This is a genomic window from Streptomyces olivochromogenes (assembly GCF_001514115.1).
Taxonomy (GTDB): Bacteria; Actinomycetota; Actinomycetes; order Streptomycetales; family Streptomycetaceae; genus Streptomyces; species Streptomyces olivochromogenes.
The window spans coordinates 1,515-17,399 of the sequence record NZ_KQ948472.1 but is presented as its reverse complement, the minus strand read 5'-3'; the positions used below and the strand labels follow the sequence as shown (position 1 = coordinate 17,399).

Annotated in this window: 11 protein-coding genes; 8 read left to right on the top strand and 3 right to left on the bottom strand. The window is 71.1% G+C overall.

Annotation, left to right across the window (positions count from 1 at the left end):
• The first annotated feature begins 110 nt into the window (after positions 1-110).
• On the top strand, positions 111-1,640 hold the full coding sequence (locus AQJ27_RS40480; protein ID WP_235613881.1) for an amidase: 1,530 nt from the start codon (positions 111-113) through the stop codon (positions 1,638-1,640).
• A gap of 245 nt (positions 1,641-1,885) precedes the next feature.
• Here AQJ27_RS40480 and AQJ27_RS56775 read toward each other — a convergent pair whose 3' ends face one another.
• The gene (locus AQJ27_RS56775; RefSeq protein WP_067380512.1) at positions 1,886-2,929 is read right to left on the bottom strand and encodes an NAD(P)/FAD-dependent oxidoreductase; all 1,044 of its coding nucleotides are present in this window, start codon (positions 2,927-2,929) and stop codon (positions 1,886-1,888) included.
• Positions 2,890-5,415: a twin-arginine translocation signal domain-containing protein gene (locus AQJ27_RS55895; RefSeq protein WP_159064529.1), complete on the bottom strand. Its 2,526-nt coding sequence runs from the start codon at positions 5,413-5,415 to the stop codon at positions 2,890-2,892. Before AQJ27_RS55895 ends, AQJ27_RS56775 begins: the two co-directional genes overlap by 40 nt.
• A gap of 288 nt (positions 5,416-5,703) precedes the next feature.
• Here AQJ27_RS55895 and AQJ27_RS40465 point away from each other — a divergent pair, with 288 nt between their 5' ends.
• The 7 genes from AQJ27_RS40465 (at position 5,704) to kdpA (ending at position 14,092) form a co-directional block, all read left to right on the top strand.
• Positions 5,704-6,750: a magnesium and cobalt transport protein CorA gene (locus AQJ27_RS40465; protein ID WP_159064528.1), complete on the top strand. Its 1,047-nt coding sequence runs from the start codon at positions 5,704-5,706 to the stop codon at positions 6,748-6,750.
• 507 nt (positions 6,751-7,257) lie between these two features.
• Positions 7,258-7,674: an SAV_915 family protein gene (locus AQJ27_RS40460; protein WP_067380508.1), complete on the top strand. Its 417-nt coding sequence runs from the start codon at positions 7,258-7,260 to the stop codon at positions 7,672-7,674.
• Positions 7,675-7,683: 9 nt separating this feature from the next.
• Positions 7,684-9,147, top strand: coding sequence for a diaminopimelate decarboxylase (lysA, locus tag AQJ27_RS40455; RefSeq protein WP_079065619.1), 1,464 nt, complete (start codon positions 7,684-7,686; stop codon positions 9,145-9,147).
• A 148-nt stretch (positions 9,148-9,295) separates the two neighbouring features.
• On the top strand, positions 9,296-9,385 hold the full coding sequence (kdpF, locus tag AQJ27_RS40450) for a K(+)-transporting ATPase subunit F (RefSeq protein WP_101913836.1): 90 nt from the start codon (positions 9,296-9,298) through the stop codon (positions 9,383-9,385).
• The gene (gene kdpB, locus AQJ27_RS40445; RefSeq protein ID WP_079065618.1) at positions 9,385-11,550 is read left to right on the top strand and encodes a potassium-transporting ATPase subunit KdpB; all 2,166 of its coding nucleotides are present in this window, start codon (positions 9,385-9,387) and stop codon (positions 11,548-11,550) included. The genes kdpF and kdpB overlap by 1 nt, the downstream gene beginning before the upstream one ends.
• Before the next feature lie 2 nt (positions 11,551-11,552).
• Positions 11,553-12,440 (top strand): potassium-transporting ATPase subunit C, encoded by an 888-nt coding sequence (locus AQJ27_RS40440; RefSeq protein ID WP_067380503.1) that lies wholly within the window; start codon positions 11,553-11,555, stop codon positions 12,438-12,440.
• A 2-nt stretch (positions 12,441-12,442) separates the two neighbouring features.
• On the top strand, positions 12,443-14,092 hold the full coding sequence (kdpA, locus tag AQJ27_RS40435) for a potassium-transporting ATPase subunit KdpA (RefSeq protein WP_067380501.1): 1,650 nt from the start codon (positions 12,443-12,445) through the stop codon (positions 14,090-14,092).
• 90 nt (positions 14,093-14,182) lie between these two features.
• On the opposite strand, the gene AQJ27_RS40430 is transcribed toward kdpA, so the two are convergent.
• A partial coding sequence (locus AQJ27_RS40430; protein WP_159064527.1) for a DUF4118 domain-containing protein occupies positions 14,183-15,885 on the bottom strand: 1,703 nt, incomplete at its 5' end.

Here is a 15,885-nt window from a genome sequence, read left to right as displayed (position 1 = left end):
CTCCGTGGTGGGCCGGGCGCGCCCCGGGCTCCCGTTCACCACGTACCACCAACCCCGTTGCGCGAAGCGGCATTTCATGGCCTCTTCCAGTGGCCGATACGGTCGGATTCATGGAGTGGAATTTTCCGACGGCCGAAGAACTCGCGGCTGCCTTGCGGGCCGGTGAAGTGAGCTCGGCGGAACTGACCGAAGAGGCGATCGCCCGTATCGAGCGGGACGACAAGGCGATCAACGCCATCTGTGTGCCGGACTTCGGCCGTGCGCGGGCCGCCGCGCGCGGTGCCGACCAGGCGCGCGCCCGTGGTGAGGACCGGCCGCTGCTCGGCATTCCGGTGACGGTGAAAGAGTCCTACAACATCGCCGGGCTGCCCACGACCTGGGGCATGCCGCCGCACCGGAACTACATGCCGGCCGAGGACGCGGTGCAGGTGTCGCGGCTCAAGGCCGCGGGCGCGGTGGTGCTCGGTAAGACCAATGTGCCTTTCGGGCTGCAAGATGTGCAGAGCTTCAACGAGATCTACGGCACCACCAATAACCCGTGGGATCACGGTCGCACGCCGGGTGGATCCTCCGGCGGATCAGCGGCGGCCCTGGCGTCCGGATTCGGCGCGCTGTCCATCGGTTCCGACATCGCCGGTTCGTTGCGCACCCCCGCACATTTCTGCGGTGTCTACGCACACAAGCCGACGCTCGGGCTGGCGGCGAACCGCGGTATGGTCCCGCCGTCCGCGCCGGCATTGCCGGCCGACCCTGACCTCGCCGTCGTCGGTCCGATGGCGCGCACCGCCCGCGACCTCGGGCTCCTGCTCGACGTCATGGCCGGACCGGACCCGCTGACGCTCGGTGTGGCGCACGACTTGACGCTGCCGCCCGCGCGCCACGAGCGGCTCTGCGACTTCCGGGTCCTGGTCCTCGACGAGCATCCGCTCATTCCGACCGGGTCCGCTGTGCGGGCGGGCGTGAACCGGGTGGCCGACGCGCTGGTCGACGACGGCGCCCGCGTCGAACGGCACAGCCCGCTGCTGCCCGATCTGACCGAAGCCGCGATGCTCTACACGCAGTTGCTGTTTTCGAGCCAAGTCGCACGTTTTCCAGTCGAAGCGTACGAGCAGCTGCGGACCCGCGCCGCCGAACTGGGCGCGGACGACCAGAGTCTCGATGCGGCGCGGCTGCGCGCCATGGTGTTCAGCCACCGCGACTGGATCGAGGCGAACAGCCGTCGCGAGCTCCACCGCCATGGCTGGCGGCGGCTCTTCGCCGAGTTCGACGCCGTGGTGTGTCCCATCACGCCCACTCCCGCGTTCCCGCACGACCACAACCCCGATCCGAGGGAACGCCGACTCGACATCGACGGCGTCGACCACCCGTACTTCGACCAGCTCGTCTGGGCCGGTCTGCCCACCATGCCCGGTCTACCCGCCACCGCCATACCAGCGGGCCGGTCCCCCGAGGGTCTGCCGGTGGGAGTGCAGCTCATCGGCCCGATGTTCGAGGACCGCACCCCGCTGCGGCTGGCCGAACTGCTCGAGCAGAAGATCGGCGGCTTCCAGGCACCGAAGCAGGGCGTGCTGCCCGGGTGTGCGGTGGCCTCACCGGCACCTCGTCCTGAAGTCCCGGTCGGCCAGTCCACCTTGTCGTAACTGGCCGTGTCCCGATTGCCCCGGCGCCCGTTCGCATGGAACTGCTTCCGCCGACGCGTGAACACGCGAGCACCAATCGCGGCGATCCGGTCGCGGTGGTCCTCGACGGGGCGGACTTGACCGATGAGGAGATGCAGCGGCTGGCGCGTTGGACCAATCGCCCGGCTGGACGGCGGCCTCGCGCCCGGCAAGGACGCCGACGTGATCCTGTTGCCAGGCGGATCGCGGCGGCCACCGCGCGCGCGTCAGCCGAACCCGTGGGCGCCGAGCTCGGCGTAGCGGGCGGACAGCTCGGTCATGTCGCGTTCCGCTCCCTCCCGCAGCCAGCGCCCGTACATCCCGGCCGCCTCACCCTCCTCCAGGACGTGGCCCGCGACCCCCGCGGCCAGCGAGCCCGCCGTCCAGCCCGACAGGAGGGCCCGCAGCACCCCGTGCGACGAGGCGGGGTCCAGCAGGACGCCCGCGTCCCCGGCCACGAACCAGCCCGGCCCGGCGGCCCTCGAGCACAGCCGCCAGCTGACGTCCGCAGACCGGGCCGGTCCCTCGGGCACAAGGCCCGCGAACTCCTTCGGGGGCCCGCTGCGCGGCCGCCCCTGCTCCGGTACGAAGTCCAGCCGCATCCACTGGTATCGGTCCCGGCCCACCCGCGCGGTCCACGTCCAGCCGGAGCGGTCCGCGGCGATCGCCGGAGCCGCGTCCCGCTGCGGACAGGACCCGGCCGCGTAGCCGTACCGGATCAGCAGTCGTGGCGAGCGCGGCGGGGCGGTCAGGCCGAGGGCGCGGCTCAGCCAGCGGGCGCGGCCCGTCGCGTCGATGACGGTACGGGTACGCAGCGGCGCGGCCGTCCCGCCCAGCCGGACCCCGGTCACCGCGCCGCCCTCCACCACCGGTTCCCGTACCCGGCAGCCGAGACGGACCTCCGCGCCCGCCTCCCGGGCCCGGTCCAGCAGCAGCGCGTCCAGCCGCCGGCGGTCCACCTGGAAGCCGTGCCAGGGACCGCTCTCGTCCCGCCCGAACGGCTGGAACCGGGGCTCCGTGCCCCACCCGACCGTGATCCCCTCGTGCCGGGCTCCGACGGCGTCAGCGAATCCGCCGGGCAGCAGCCGGGCCAGCAGGGTCTCGGCGCCCGGGTGCAGGGCCTCGCCCGGGCGGGCCACGGGTGCGGCCAGGCGTTCGGTGAGCACGGTCCGCAGCCCGGCGGACGCGCAGACGATCGCCGCCGCGCATCCGGCGGGCCCGGCCCCGGCGATCAGGACGTCGGCGTCGGTACGGACGTGTCGCGCGTCCACGGGCCTTGGTCCCTTCGCAGCAGTACCGTACGGCCGTCGGTGTAGGCCGCGACGTCCTCGGCGATCTCCACCAGCACCTTCTGGATGTTGCCGGGGTCGCGGCTCTCGGCCCCGGGCCGGTAGACCCGGAACCGGTAGCGCCGCGGTCCGGCCAGGCGGCCTCTGGCGGACCGTTCGGCCTCCGCGAGTCCCGCGTCGCCCGCCTCCACCGCGGTGAACGACAGGACCGCCCACGCCGACTTGGCCTTCAGGATCTCGATCACCGCCCGGTCCCCGAACCGGGTCACGAACTCCGGGTCGTGGATGCCGAGGCTCCAGTAGACCGCCGACATGGCCAGCACTCGTGCCTTGGTCTCGGCGAGGTCCACACGCGCGGTGAGGTACGCGGTGAGCCGGTCCTGGGTGGTGATGTAGTCGGCCCGGTCGATGTCCTGGTACGCGACCACCGCGCGGCCGCCGACCACCCGGACCTCGGGTCCCCTGATCCCGTCCCACGGCAGCCGGCCCAGTCCCCGGACCTCCTCCATGCCGATCTCGGCATCGGTCAGCGGCACGATCGTCGGCCACGGGTAGGGGAAACCGGATGCGTGCTTGAGCGGGGTGAAGGTCCGCGTCGCGTCCGGTGCCACGGCGGGCCAGTAACTGCCCAGCGCGGCGCAGAGCTTGGCGTCCTCCAGGAACGGCGTGCCGAGGCTGTACGCCTGCATGTAGCGCTGGAGCGGGGCCCCGGGCTCGTTGTAGACCAGCCCCTGGCTCACCTCCCAGCCCGGGTCGGTCACCCCGGCCGCCGCGTCGGGCAGGCCCGAGTACCGGCCGCGGGCGTCGTCGGGCAGAGGGCGTGCCACCGGGTCGCCGGGCGCGGGCTGCCCGACCACCGCGGTGACGGTGTCGTCGTAGATGTCGAAGCCCTTGGGGAGGGTGATGTCGCCGGCGAAGCGGAACTCCGAAAGCGGCCGCGGCGGTAGGGCCCACAGGGCGTCCCGGGTCTCCTCGGGCACCGAGGTGCGCCACCACACGGTCAGGTCGTGCTGGTTGACGTCGGGGAAGAAGTCGGGGGGCGCGACGCTGCAGAAGGCGGGCTTGAAGGTGTCGATCTCCGCCGCGAGTTGCGGGCACTGGACGGAGACGAAGCCGTCCCCGGCGAAGTCGATCCAGTGCTGGGCCCGGTAGCCGCCCTTGTGGGTGATCGTCTCCATGTCCGGGTTGAGGTTGAGGTCCTCCAGCCGGCCGTCGTCGTGCAGGCGGTGGCGGATGTTGACGTACTCGGGGGAGCGCCGGTCGTTGTCAGGGACGGCGCCCTGCGCGTACGTCGGCTCGGTCTCGACCGCGCCGGGGATGAGCTGGACGGAGGAGAAGTACAGGATGCCCGGGTCCTGGACCAGGTCGGAGGAGACGTCGAAGGTCAGCCACTTGCCCCCGAACCGGGCCCGGTTGGCGAAGGGCTGCGGCTGGGGGGCGAGGACGCCCGAGCCGTGGGCCTGCTGTGCGGGGAGCAGCGCGGCGATCTTGTCGTCGCGGATGGTGAAGGGGAAGGCGTCCAGATCCTTGCCGGTCCACTCGGTCGGATAGCCCTGCTCCCGCAGGAACAGGTGCATCCGCTTGAGTTTCTCGTTGACCATGCGGGAGTCGAGGGAGAGGGACAGGTCCAGGCCCGCGACGCACTCCCGGCCGGGGAACAGCTTGTGCAGCGGTACCCAGAAGGTCCGCTCGTCGTCGCCGGACACCACGTTCCGGGGCCCGAAGCGCCGGCTGTCGGCGCCGGTCACCTGCATGGCGAGGTACGGGGCGAAGCGCTGCGGGACCGTGTGGAAGACGAACGGCTGCTTCGGGTCGAGGGCGGCGAACTGGCGGCCGCGGGCGTCGTAGCTGGGGCCGGTGGTACCCATACGGGTGATGCCGGTGCGGGAGAAGCAGAGGTCGGCGTGGCGACCGTGCACGGAGCCGGTCGCGTCGCGGTAGTCGAGGGCGAAGACGACGACGCCGAGGGGGTTGTCCCCGGCGATCTCCCGGAGCCGGTCGAGGGTGGGCGGGTGGACCCCGTAGACGTAGTTCTCGACGGCTTCGATCTCGGCGAGGGTGGGGAACGCGCCGAGGGTGCGGCCGCGGCCGTCGGTGAGCACGGCCGCCGCGGCGAAGGCGTGGTAGAGGAGGCTGCGCGCCGGGTTGCCGGGCTCGATGCCGCGGGCCGGCAGGGACGGTGCGAAGTCCCCGAAGCCGGGTACCGCGCGGTCGAGTGCGGGGATCGGCTTGGCCAACTCGGCAGCCAGGTCGCGGGCGCCGATGTCCAGGACCCCGCGGGTGACTGTGCGCAGGAGCGTGCGCCAGCCCTGGTCGGCGAGGCGGGCGCAGGCCGCCGCGACGGCTTCGGCCAGAGGTCTCACCAGTGGTGATGCCATGGCCTCGTACTGCACGGTGAGCCCGGGAAATCCGAGTAGGAGCCCGCCGACGGCGGCCCCCTTCATGAGATCGCGCCGAGAGAGCTCCACGCCGTTCGCCTCCTGGGGTGTGCCGGATTCCCCTCATCGATCGGTGATTCTGGCGGCTGGGAGGCGGGGGGGTACGCGCGCGACGCGGGATTGCCGCCCAATGGGTTAGCCCGGTTGCCGCGCCGCGCCGGGTTGGCCGTGGGGGTGTCCTGGCCGTGGATTGATGCCGGTCAGCGAGCCGGGGGTGACGGCGGCACCAGATGCGCCCCACGACGTAACTCGTGTCCTCGTGGAAATATGGCAACGGGCCGTACGCGCACCAGGCCGCGCCGGTCGCGAGGAGACGCCATGACGGCCAGCGATACACCCCCGACACCTCCACCGCCGCGGTCGAACCCGGACTCCGTGGTCGACTGCGCCCTGTACGAACACGGCAAGCGCCGACCGGGCCTCCTCCCCCTCCACCAGGCGATGACCGCCTGCCACGCCACCCCGGACAGCTTCGTCTGGATCGGCCTGCACGAACCCACCGAAGACCAGCTCCAGAGCGTCGCGCGCGCCTTCGGCCTGCACCCCCTGGCCGTCGAGGACGCCCTCACCGCCCACCAGCGCCCCAAGCTCGAACGCTACGACGACACCCTCTTCCTCGTGATGCGGACCGCGCTCTACGTCGAGCACGAACACCTCACGGCCACCAGCGAGATCGTCGACACCGGCGAGATCATGGTCTTCATGGGCAAGGGCTTCATCGTCGTCGTACGACACGGCCCCTCCCGCCAGCTCACCGGCGTCCGGCGCACCCTGGAAAGCCGCCCCGAACTGCTCGCGCACGGCCCCGCCGCCGTACTGCACGCCATCGCCGACACCGTCGTCGACCAGTACCTCGAGGTCGTCACCGCCGTCGAGACGGACGTGGACGAAGCGGAGGGCTGCACCTTCGCGCCCCAGCAGGCCCACGACATCCGCCGCGTCTACCAGCTCAAACGCGAGCTCCTGCAGCTGCGCCGCGCGGTGGCCCCGCTCGCAGGGCCGATGCGGGAGCTCGCCGGAGGCCGGCTGCCCGGCGTGGACAAGGACATCGCCACGTACCTCCGCGACGTCAGCGACCACCTCACCCAGGCCGCCGAACGCATCACCACACTCACCGAGGTGACCGACACCGCCCTGTCCCTCGCCCTCGCGCAGACCGGCGTCCAGCAGAACTCCGACATGCGCCGTATCAGCGCCATCGGCGCCCTCATCGCCGTACCCATCGGCATCGTCGGCATCTACGGCATGAACTTCGACCACATGCCCGAACTCCACTGGACCTTCGGCTACCCCCTGGTCATCCTCGGCATCATCGTCATCTGCACCGTGATCTACCGGGCCTTCCGACGCAACGGCTGGCTGTGAGCGGCGTGGGGAGGTTGCACCGCGCTCTGTTCCCGTCCGTCGCCCGGTACTGCCTCGCGCACGCCGCCTGTCCCGTGCCGGCGGTGCCGTCTTCGCCCCTCGAGAACGACCTCGCCTCCGTGCACCGTCGCATCAGTCTGCGGATGCCGCTCGACGCCCGGGAGCTGACGGACGGCAGGCCCTGACCGAGCCCCCTGCGGGCGAGCGAGAGCGGGCGCCGTCGTGCGCCGCCCGCGACGCGGCGCGCCGGCGGCATGTCCGCGGGCTCGATCCCGTACGCGCCCGTCAGCGGCCGAGGGCGGCCCCGGCGTGGTTCTGACCGTGGCCTCGAACGCGCCGCTGACCAGGCATCCTCCTGCCCATCAGCGTCGCGTTATGGGTCGGGGACAGGGCGTCAAGCATCCGTCAGTGAGGGGCCCCGGACCCGGTCGGGCGGGCATAGCTTCATCGAAGCGCCCGGCCGATCCGACCGAGCGGCGCACGTCGCCTTCTTCGAGGAGCCGCATCATGTCTCCAGTCGAGCATTCCGAGGACCCGGAGCCCTCCGAACGCTTCCCGGCCGGACTTCTCTTCGTTCCTGTCCGGTCGGGGCCCACGGGCTGCACGGCCCGGTTCTTCCGCACCCCACTGGGCGGCCGTACGGCCGTCGGCTTCACCTCGGCGGCCAAGCTCACCGCCACACTCGGCACGGACCAGGCCTCCATCCGGCTCTCCGAACCCGCACTGCGCGCCCTCGCCGCGCCCCTGGGCGTCACCGCCCTCACCATCGACCCGCAGTTCTCCGCCCCCTCGGCCGACCGCACCGCGGCCACCGCCCGCGAGCGCGAGAACTCCTGGCGCCGCTGGCACCCCCAGCACGTCGGCGCCCTGCGGGTGACCGGCGCCGCCGCCGTCGTCGCGTGCCTGAACCTGCTGATCGGCTGAGGAGACGCCATGTCCATTCAGGAACTGCCCATCCAGGAAAAGCCCGACCAGGAACTGTCCGTTCAGGAACAGCCTGTCCAGGAAAAGCCCGTTCAGGAACTGCCTGTTCAGGAACTGCACCGGGCACCCGGGACCGACAGCCCCGGCCAAGGAGCCCACACCGACGCACGAGACGCCGAAGGCCTCTCCGTCTGGCCCCGCTCCGCCCACCCCGAACCCCACGGCGACATCTCCGTCGGCGGTGTCTCCCTCACCGAGGCCGCCGACCGCTTCGGCACCCCCCTCTACATCCTCGACGAACAGGAAGTCCGCGAGCGCTGCCGCGCCTACCGCACCGCCTTCCCCGACGCCGACATCGTCTACGCCGCCAAAGCGTTCCTGTGCCGGGCCATGGCCCACTGGGTCCAGGAAGAAGGCCTGGGCCTGGACGTGTGCTCCGCCGGAGAACTCGCACTCGCCGTCACCACCGGCTTCCCGCCCGAGAAGATCGTGCTGCACGGAAACGCCAAGAGCCCCGAAGACCTCAGCACCGCCCTGCGCCTGGGTGTCGGCCGCATCGTCGTCGACAGCACCTCCGAGATCGCCCGGCTCGCCGCGCTCACACCCCCCGGCACCCGCCAGCCCGTCATGGTCCGCGTGGTGCCCGGCATCGTCGCCGGCGGACACACCAAAATCCGCACCGGCACCGACGACCAGAAATTCGGCCTCTCCCTCACCGACGGCTCGGCGCAGCACGCCGTCACCCGCATACTCGACCAGCCCCACCTCGAACTCGTCGGCCTGCACTGCCACATCGGCTCCCAGGTCACCACCGTGAAACCGTACGTCGCCGCCGTACGCCGCATGATCGGACTCCTCGCCCGCATCCGCGACCAGCACGGCATCACCCTCCCCCAGCTGAACATCGGCGGCGGCCACGCCATCGCCTACCGCCCCGGCGAAGAACACCTCAACATCTCCGTCCTGGCCGGACGGGTCCGCGCCGAACTCGAAGACGGCTGCGCCCGCGCCCAGCTGCCCGTGCCCCGCCTCACCCTCGAACCCGGCCGCGCCATCGTCGGCCCCGCCGGCGTCGCCGTCTACCGGGTGCTGGCCGTCAAACGCACCGGCACCCACACCTTCGTCGCCGTCGACGGGGGCATGAGCGACAACCCGCGACCCGCCCTCTACGGAGTGCGCTACGCACCCCGTCTCATCGGCCGCACCTCCACCGCACCACCCCGTCTCGTCACCGTCGTCGGCCGCCACTGCGAAGCCGGCGACATCCTCGCCGACGAAGTAGCACTCCCCGGCGACATCCACCCCGGCGACCTTCTCACCGTCCCCGCCGCCGGCGCCTATCACCTTTCCATGGCCTCCGGCTACAACCTCGTCGGCCGCCCACCCGTCGTCGCCGTCTCCGACGGCATCGCACGCGTACTCGTACGCCGCGAATCCCTCGACGACATGAACCGCCGCGACATCGGACTGTAGCGCCGAGTCCCTTCCCCGGACCCTCCGCCGAGCTTCCCCTCGGCGGAGGGCTGCCCCTTGTACAGCACGGGTTGTGCAGCACGGGCGGTCCGAAAGATCAATAAATGCCCCCTGTCCGCAAACCTCTATGTGTGAGGACGAGGTCTCGATGACCGTCGAAAACACCGTCGGCCTGATCGTGGCCGTCTCACTGCTCGCCTACCTGATCGTCGCCCTGATCAAGCCGGAGAAGTTCTGATGTCCGCTCCCGCCGAGACCCGGCCCGCGCCCGTGCCGGACTCCCCTCCGCCCGGACCGGGGCAACCGCGCCGGGTCGGCGCCGGAATGCTCGATCCGACGCAGCTGTGGCGCGCGCTCCCCCAGGCGCTGCGCAAGCTGAATCCGGTCACCCTGTTCCGTAACCCTGTCATGTTCGTGACCGAGGTCGGCGCCGCGCTGACCACGGGTATCGCGGTGGTCCACCCCAGCCTCTTCGGCTGGCTGATCACCGGCTGGCTGTGGCTGACGGTGGTCTTCGCCAACCTCGCCGAGGCCGTGGCCGAGAGCCGCGGCAAGGCACAGGCCGACTCGCTGCGCAGGACCCGGCAGCAGACCACCGCCTGGCGCCTCGCGGGCTGGGAGCCCGGGGCGCCTCAGGACGCCTACCTCGAAGAGGCCGTCGCCGCCTCCGAGTTGAGGCGCGGCGACATCGTGTCCGTACCGGCCGGGGAGCTGATCCCCGGCGACGGCGACGTCATCCAGGGCGCGGCGAGCGTCGACGAGTCGGCGATCACCGGTGAGTCCGCGCCGGTCATCCGCGAGTCCGGCGGCGACCGCAGCGCGGTCACCGGCGGCACTCGGGTGCTCTCCGACCACCTCGTCGTTCGCATCACCCAGGAGCCCGGGCAGAGCTTCCTCGACCGGATGATCACCCTGGTCGAGGGCGCCAACCGGCAGAAGACCCCCAACGAGCTGGCGCTGAACCTGCTGCTGGTCATGCTGACCTTCGTCTTCCTGGTCGCGGTCGTGACCCTGCAGCCGATGGCGATCTTCTCCAAGGACGCGATGGCCGCCGCGCACGACACCGCGGCGCTGACCTCGAACGGTGTCACTGCCATCGTGCTGGTCTCGCTGCTCGTCTGTCTGATCCCGACCACGATCGGCGCGCTGCTCTCGGCGATCGGCATCGCGGGCATGGACCGGCTGGTGCAGCGCAACGTCCTTGCCATGTCCGGCAGGGCGGTCGAGGCGGCCGGTGACGTCAACACCCTGCTGCTCGACAAGACCGGCACCATCACCTTCGGCAACCGGCGGGCGAGCGCGTTCCTCCCGGTCGGGGCGGTCCCCATGGAGCGGCTGGCGCAGGCCGCGCTCCTTTCCAGCTTGGCCGACGAGACGCCCGAGGGTCGTTCCATCGTCGAGTTCGCCTACGAAAAGCACGAGTTGACCGAGCGGGTCGCGAACGGCGCCGAGTGGGTGCCGTTCACCGCCGCCACCCGTATGTCGGGAGTCGACCTTCCCAGCGGTCAGCGGCTGCGCAAGGGCGCGGCGGCATCGGTCGCGGCGTGGGTGCGCGAGCAGGGCGGCGAGGTTCCGCTCGCGCTGGAGGCGACCGTCCAGCAGGTCTCCGCGTCGGGCGGCACGCCGCTGGCCGTGGCGCAGTCCACGAGCGACGGCCGGGCCGAGGTACTCGGTGTCGTCCACCTCAAGGACGTCGTCAAACCGGGTCTGCGCGAACGCTTCGACGAGCTGCGCCGGATGGGCATCCGTACGGTGATGATCACCGGCGACAATCCGGTGACCGCCAAGGCGATCGCCGAGGAGGCGGGCGTCGACGACTTCCTTGCCGAGGCCACGCCCGAGGACAAGCTGGAGCTGATCAAGCGGGAGCAGGCCGGCGGTCACCTCATCGCGATGACGGGCGACGGCACGAACGACGCACCGGCGCTCGCGCAGGCCGACGTGGGCGTGGCGATGAACACGGGTACGTCGGCCGCCAAGGAGGCCGGCAACATGGTCGACCTCGACTCCGACCCCACGAAGATCATCGAGATCGTCGAGATCGGCAAGCAGCTCCTCATCACCCGGGGCGCGCTCACGACCTTCTCGATCGCCAACGACATCGCCAAGTACTTCGCGATCCTGCCCGCGATGTTCGCCGCGGTGTACCCGGGGCTCGACCGGCTCAACATCATGGCTCTGCACTCGCCGCTGTCCGCGATCCTCTCCGCGGTCGTCTTCAACGCGGTGGTCATCGTGGCGCTGATCCCGCTCGCCCTGCGCGGTGTCCGCTACCGGCCTTCCTCCGCCTCGGCCCTGCTCACCCGCAACCTGTGGATCTACGGACTCGGCGGCGTGATCGCCCCGTTCCTGGCCATCAAGTTCATCGACTTCGCCCTCGTCCAGTTCATCCCGGGGATCTGACCATGACACGCATCCCGCACTGGCTCGCCCAGCACATCGCGGCACTCCGGGTGGTCCTCGTCCTGACTCTCCTGACCGGCCTGGCCTATCCGCTGGCCATGGTGGCGGCGGCCCATGTCCCAGGACTCGACGGCAGGTCGGAGGTCACCGGCGCCGACGGCAGACCGGCCGGATCCTCACTCATCGGCCAGTCCTTCACCGACGCCAAGGGCAACCCGCTCAAGCAGTACTTCCAGTCCCGTCCCTCCAACGCCGGTACGGGATACGACGCCGCCGCGTCCGGAGCCGGCAACCAGGGCCCCGAGTCCGTCGTCGACGCGTTGGACAAGCCGAGCCTGCTCACCCTGGTGTGCGGGCGCAGCAAGGCGGTCGGCGACCTGGAAGGCGTCGACGGTTCGCGCCCGTACTGCACGGACGACGGCGTCGGCGCGGTCCTCGGCGTCTTCCACGAGGGCGGCACGAGCGGTCGTGTCACCAAGGTGGTCAGCCTCGACCAGGCCTGCCCCGCGCAGCCGTTCCTCGCCACGTACAAGGGAGTTCGTGTCTCGTGCGCGAAGCCCGGCGCGGACTACAGCCATGCCGTGACCGTCCCCGTGCGTGGCGACGCCCCGGCGAACCCGGTCGTCCCCGCCGACGCGGTCACCGCGAGCGGCAGTGGTCTCGACCCGCAGATCAGCCCGGCGTACGCGAAGCTCCAGGCGCCGCGCGTCGCGCATGAGCGTGGCGCGAGCCTGGCCGACGTACGGGGGCTGATCGCGAAGTACACCACCGGGCGTGCGCTCGGTGTGTTCGGCGAGCCGGGCGTCAATGTCGTCGAGCTGAACATCGCACTCGACCGTAAGTACCCGACGACCGCGACAACCGCGTCGTCTCCGAAGCAGGGAGCCTGATCATGGCGGCCTGGATCCAGGCATCGATCATTCTCGCCGTGGTCGTGGGGCTGCACGTCCCGCTCGGCGACTACATGGCCCGCGCCCTCGACGGCGGGAGGCACTGGCGGGGCGAGAAGACCCTCTATCGCGTCTGCGGCATCGACCCGGCCAAGGAGCAGACCTGGCGGCACTATCTCACCGCCCTGCTCGCCTTCTCCGTCATGAGCATCGCGGCGCTCTTCGCCCTGTTCACCCTGCAGGGCAAGCTGCCCTGGTCGACGGGGCACGAGGGCATGCCGTGGCGGCTCGCGCTGCACACCGCCGTCTCCTTCACGACCAACACCAGCTGGCAGAACTACGCCGGTGAGTCCACCACCGGACATCTCGCCGTGATGGCGGGTCTGGGCGTCCAGGCGTTCGCGTCGGCGGCGGTCGGCATCTGCGTGGCCCTCGCCCTGGTCCGGGGTCTGGTCCGGCGCTCCACCGACGACCTGGGCAACTTCTGGGTCGACCTGCTGCGCACGATCTTCCGGATCCTGGTCCCGATGGCGGTCGTCGGCGGCCTGATCCTGATGGCGGGCGGTGTCATCCAGAGCCTCGGCGGCGGACACACCTTCACCACGGTCGCGGGCGCCAAGCAGACGATCCTCGACGGGCCGGTGGGCTCCTGGGAGCCGATCAAGCTGTTCACCGGTGACGGCGGTGGCGTCTTCAACGCCAACAGCGCCCACCCCTTCGAGAACCCGAGCGCCTGGACCAACGCCTTCGAGATCGTGCTGATGCTGCTCATCCCGACGGCCTGCGTGCGTATGTTCGGCCGGATGATCGGCAGCCTGAAGCAGAGCTGGACCCTGCTCACGGTCGTCGGCATCCTCTTCGGCCTGCTCCTCGCCGCGGGCACACTCGCGCAGAGCGCCCACACCGGCACGGTCACGCAGGCGGTCGGCGGACCGTACGAAGGCACCGAGACCCGCTTCGGCATCCCCGGCTCCACACTCTTCGGCGTGGGGGCCACGGGCTCCGCGGACGGCGCGGCCAACTCCTCGTACGACAGCTTCTCCAGCCTCGGCGGCGGTGTGTTGCTGTCCGCGATGATGCTCGGTGAGATCGCTCCCGGCGGCACGGGCAGCGGGCTCTACGGCCTGATCATGGTGGTCCTGGTGGCCGTCTTCATCGGCGGTCTGATGGTCGGTCGCACGCCCGAGTACCTGCGCAAGCGGATCGGGTACGGGGAGATGCGGTGGGTCGTCGTGTACGCGCTGATCCCGCCGACCGTGATTCTCGCGTGCACGGGTGTCGCGCTCGCCTTCGGCGACGGCCAGAGCTCCATGGGGAACCCGGGAGCACACGGCCTGACCGAACTCATCTACGCGTACACCAGCAATACCAACAGCAACGGCAGCGCGATGGCCGGCTTCAACGGCGCCACCGACTTCCACAACCTGCTGATGGTGTTCGCGATGCTGGCAGGGCGGTATCTCCCGATGGTTGCCGTGCTGGCCCTGGCCGGACGCCTCGCCAAGCAGCAGCCGGGCGTCGTCACGGTCGGCACGCTACGCGCCCAGGGCGTCAACTTCGTCGTCCTGGCCACCGCCGCGGCCGTCGTCCTGGCGCTGCTCAACTTCCTTCCGGCGCTGTCCCTCGGCACCATCGCCGACGGCCTGCTGTAGCGGCCCGAGCACCGGCTGAGCCTGCGATCCCTCACAGGCTCAGCCGGTACGGCACGACGCAGACGGACCAGTCGCCCTCTGGTCGGAGCACTAAGAGGTGGCGGTCACCGGAAGGTCGGGGCGGACCGGTTCGATGCCGGACTCTGCCGGGACGGTGAGGACCATGGTGAGGCCGCCGCCGGGGGTGTCCTCGGCGGCGAGGGTGCCGCCCATCGACTCGGCGAAGCCGCGGGCGACCGCGAGGCCGAGACCGACGCCCGCGCCGCGGGGAGCGTCTCCGTAGCGCTGGAAGGGTTCGAAGATGCGGTCCTTGGCCTCGTCGGGGACGCCGGGGCCGCGGTCCACGACCCGTATCTCCACCCGGTCGGCCATCGCGGACGCGGAGACCAGGACCGGCGCGTCGGAAGGGCTGTATTTCACGGCGTTCTCGACGAGGTTGGCGACCGACCGCTCCAGCAGGCCCGGGTCGACGGCGACCATCGGCAGCGTCTCGGGGATGTCCAGCGTCACGCTGTCCTCGGGGACCCCGCCGAGAGCCATCGGGACCACCTCGTCGAGGTCGATCTCGCGGATCAGCGGAGTGACCGTGCCCGTCTGGAGCCGGGACATGTCCAGCAGATTGCCCACCAGGTTGTCGAGGCGGTCCGCACCCTCTTCGATGCCTTCGAGGAGTTCCGCCCGGTCCTCCTCCGACCAGGCCACATCATCCGACCTGAGCGAGGAGACCGCTGCCTTTATCCCGGCCAGCGGGGTACGCAGGTCGTGACTGACCGCGGCCAGCAGCGCGGTGCGGATGCGGTTGCCCTCGGCCAGCGCACGCGACTGGTCGGCCTCCGACTGCAGCCGCTGGCGGTCCAGGACCACCGCGGCCTGGGCGGCGAACGCGGCCAGCACCCGGCGGTCCTCCGCCGGCAGGACCCGCCCCGAGAGCGCCAGCGCCATGCGGTCGCTGACCGGCATGTCCACGTCCGCGTCCTCCGGACGTGCGACCGCCGTACGCGTGCCCACGCTGCCCGCGCAGGTCCACGGATCGACGTCACTGGCGCGCTCCAGCAGGGCGACCGACTCCATGCCGAAGGTCTCCCGGACCCGTTCCAGCAGGGCCTCCAGGCTGGTCTCGCCGCGCAGCACACTGCCCGCCAGAACGGACAGGATCTCCGACTCGGCGCGCAGCCGGGCCGCCTGCTGTGTGCGGCGGGCCGCGAGGTCCACGACGGAGGCCACCGACACGGCCACTCCGACGAAGATCGCGATGGCGACGATGTTCTTGGGGTCGGCGATCGTCAGGGTGTGGACGGGCGGGGTGAAGAACCAGTTCAGCAGCAGGGAGCCGACCACGGCCGAGGCCAGGGCGGGATACAGCCCGCCCAGCAGGGCGGCGGCCACCGTCAGCGCCAGGAACAGCAACATGTCGTTGGCCAGGCCGACTTCGGGCGCGACACCGGTCAGCAGCAGCGTGAGGAGGGCGGGTCCGGTCACACCGGTCAGCCAGCCCCAGACGACACGGGACCGGCCGAGCCGTGCGCTGCGGGCCACCGGCAGTCCGCGCCCCTTGCCCGCCTCGCCGTGCGTGATCAGGTGGACGTCGAGGTCGGGGCCCGACTCCCGGGCGACCGTCGCCCCGACGCCCGGTCCGAAGACGTACTGCCATCCCTTGCGCCGGGACACCCCGAGGACGATCTGGGTGGCGTTCACCCCGCGCGCGAAGTCGAGGAGCGCCGTGGGGATGTCTTCCCCGATGACGTGGTGGAAGGTGCCGCCCAGGTCCTCCACCAGCGTGCGCTGGACCGCAA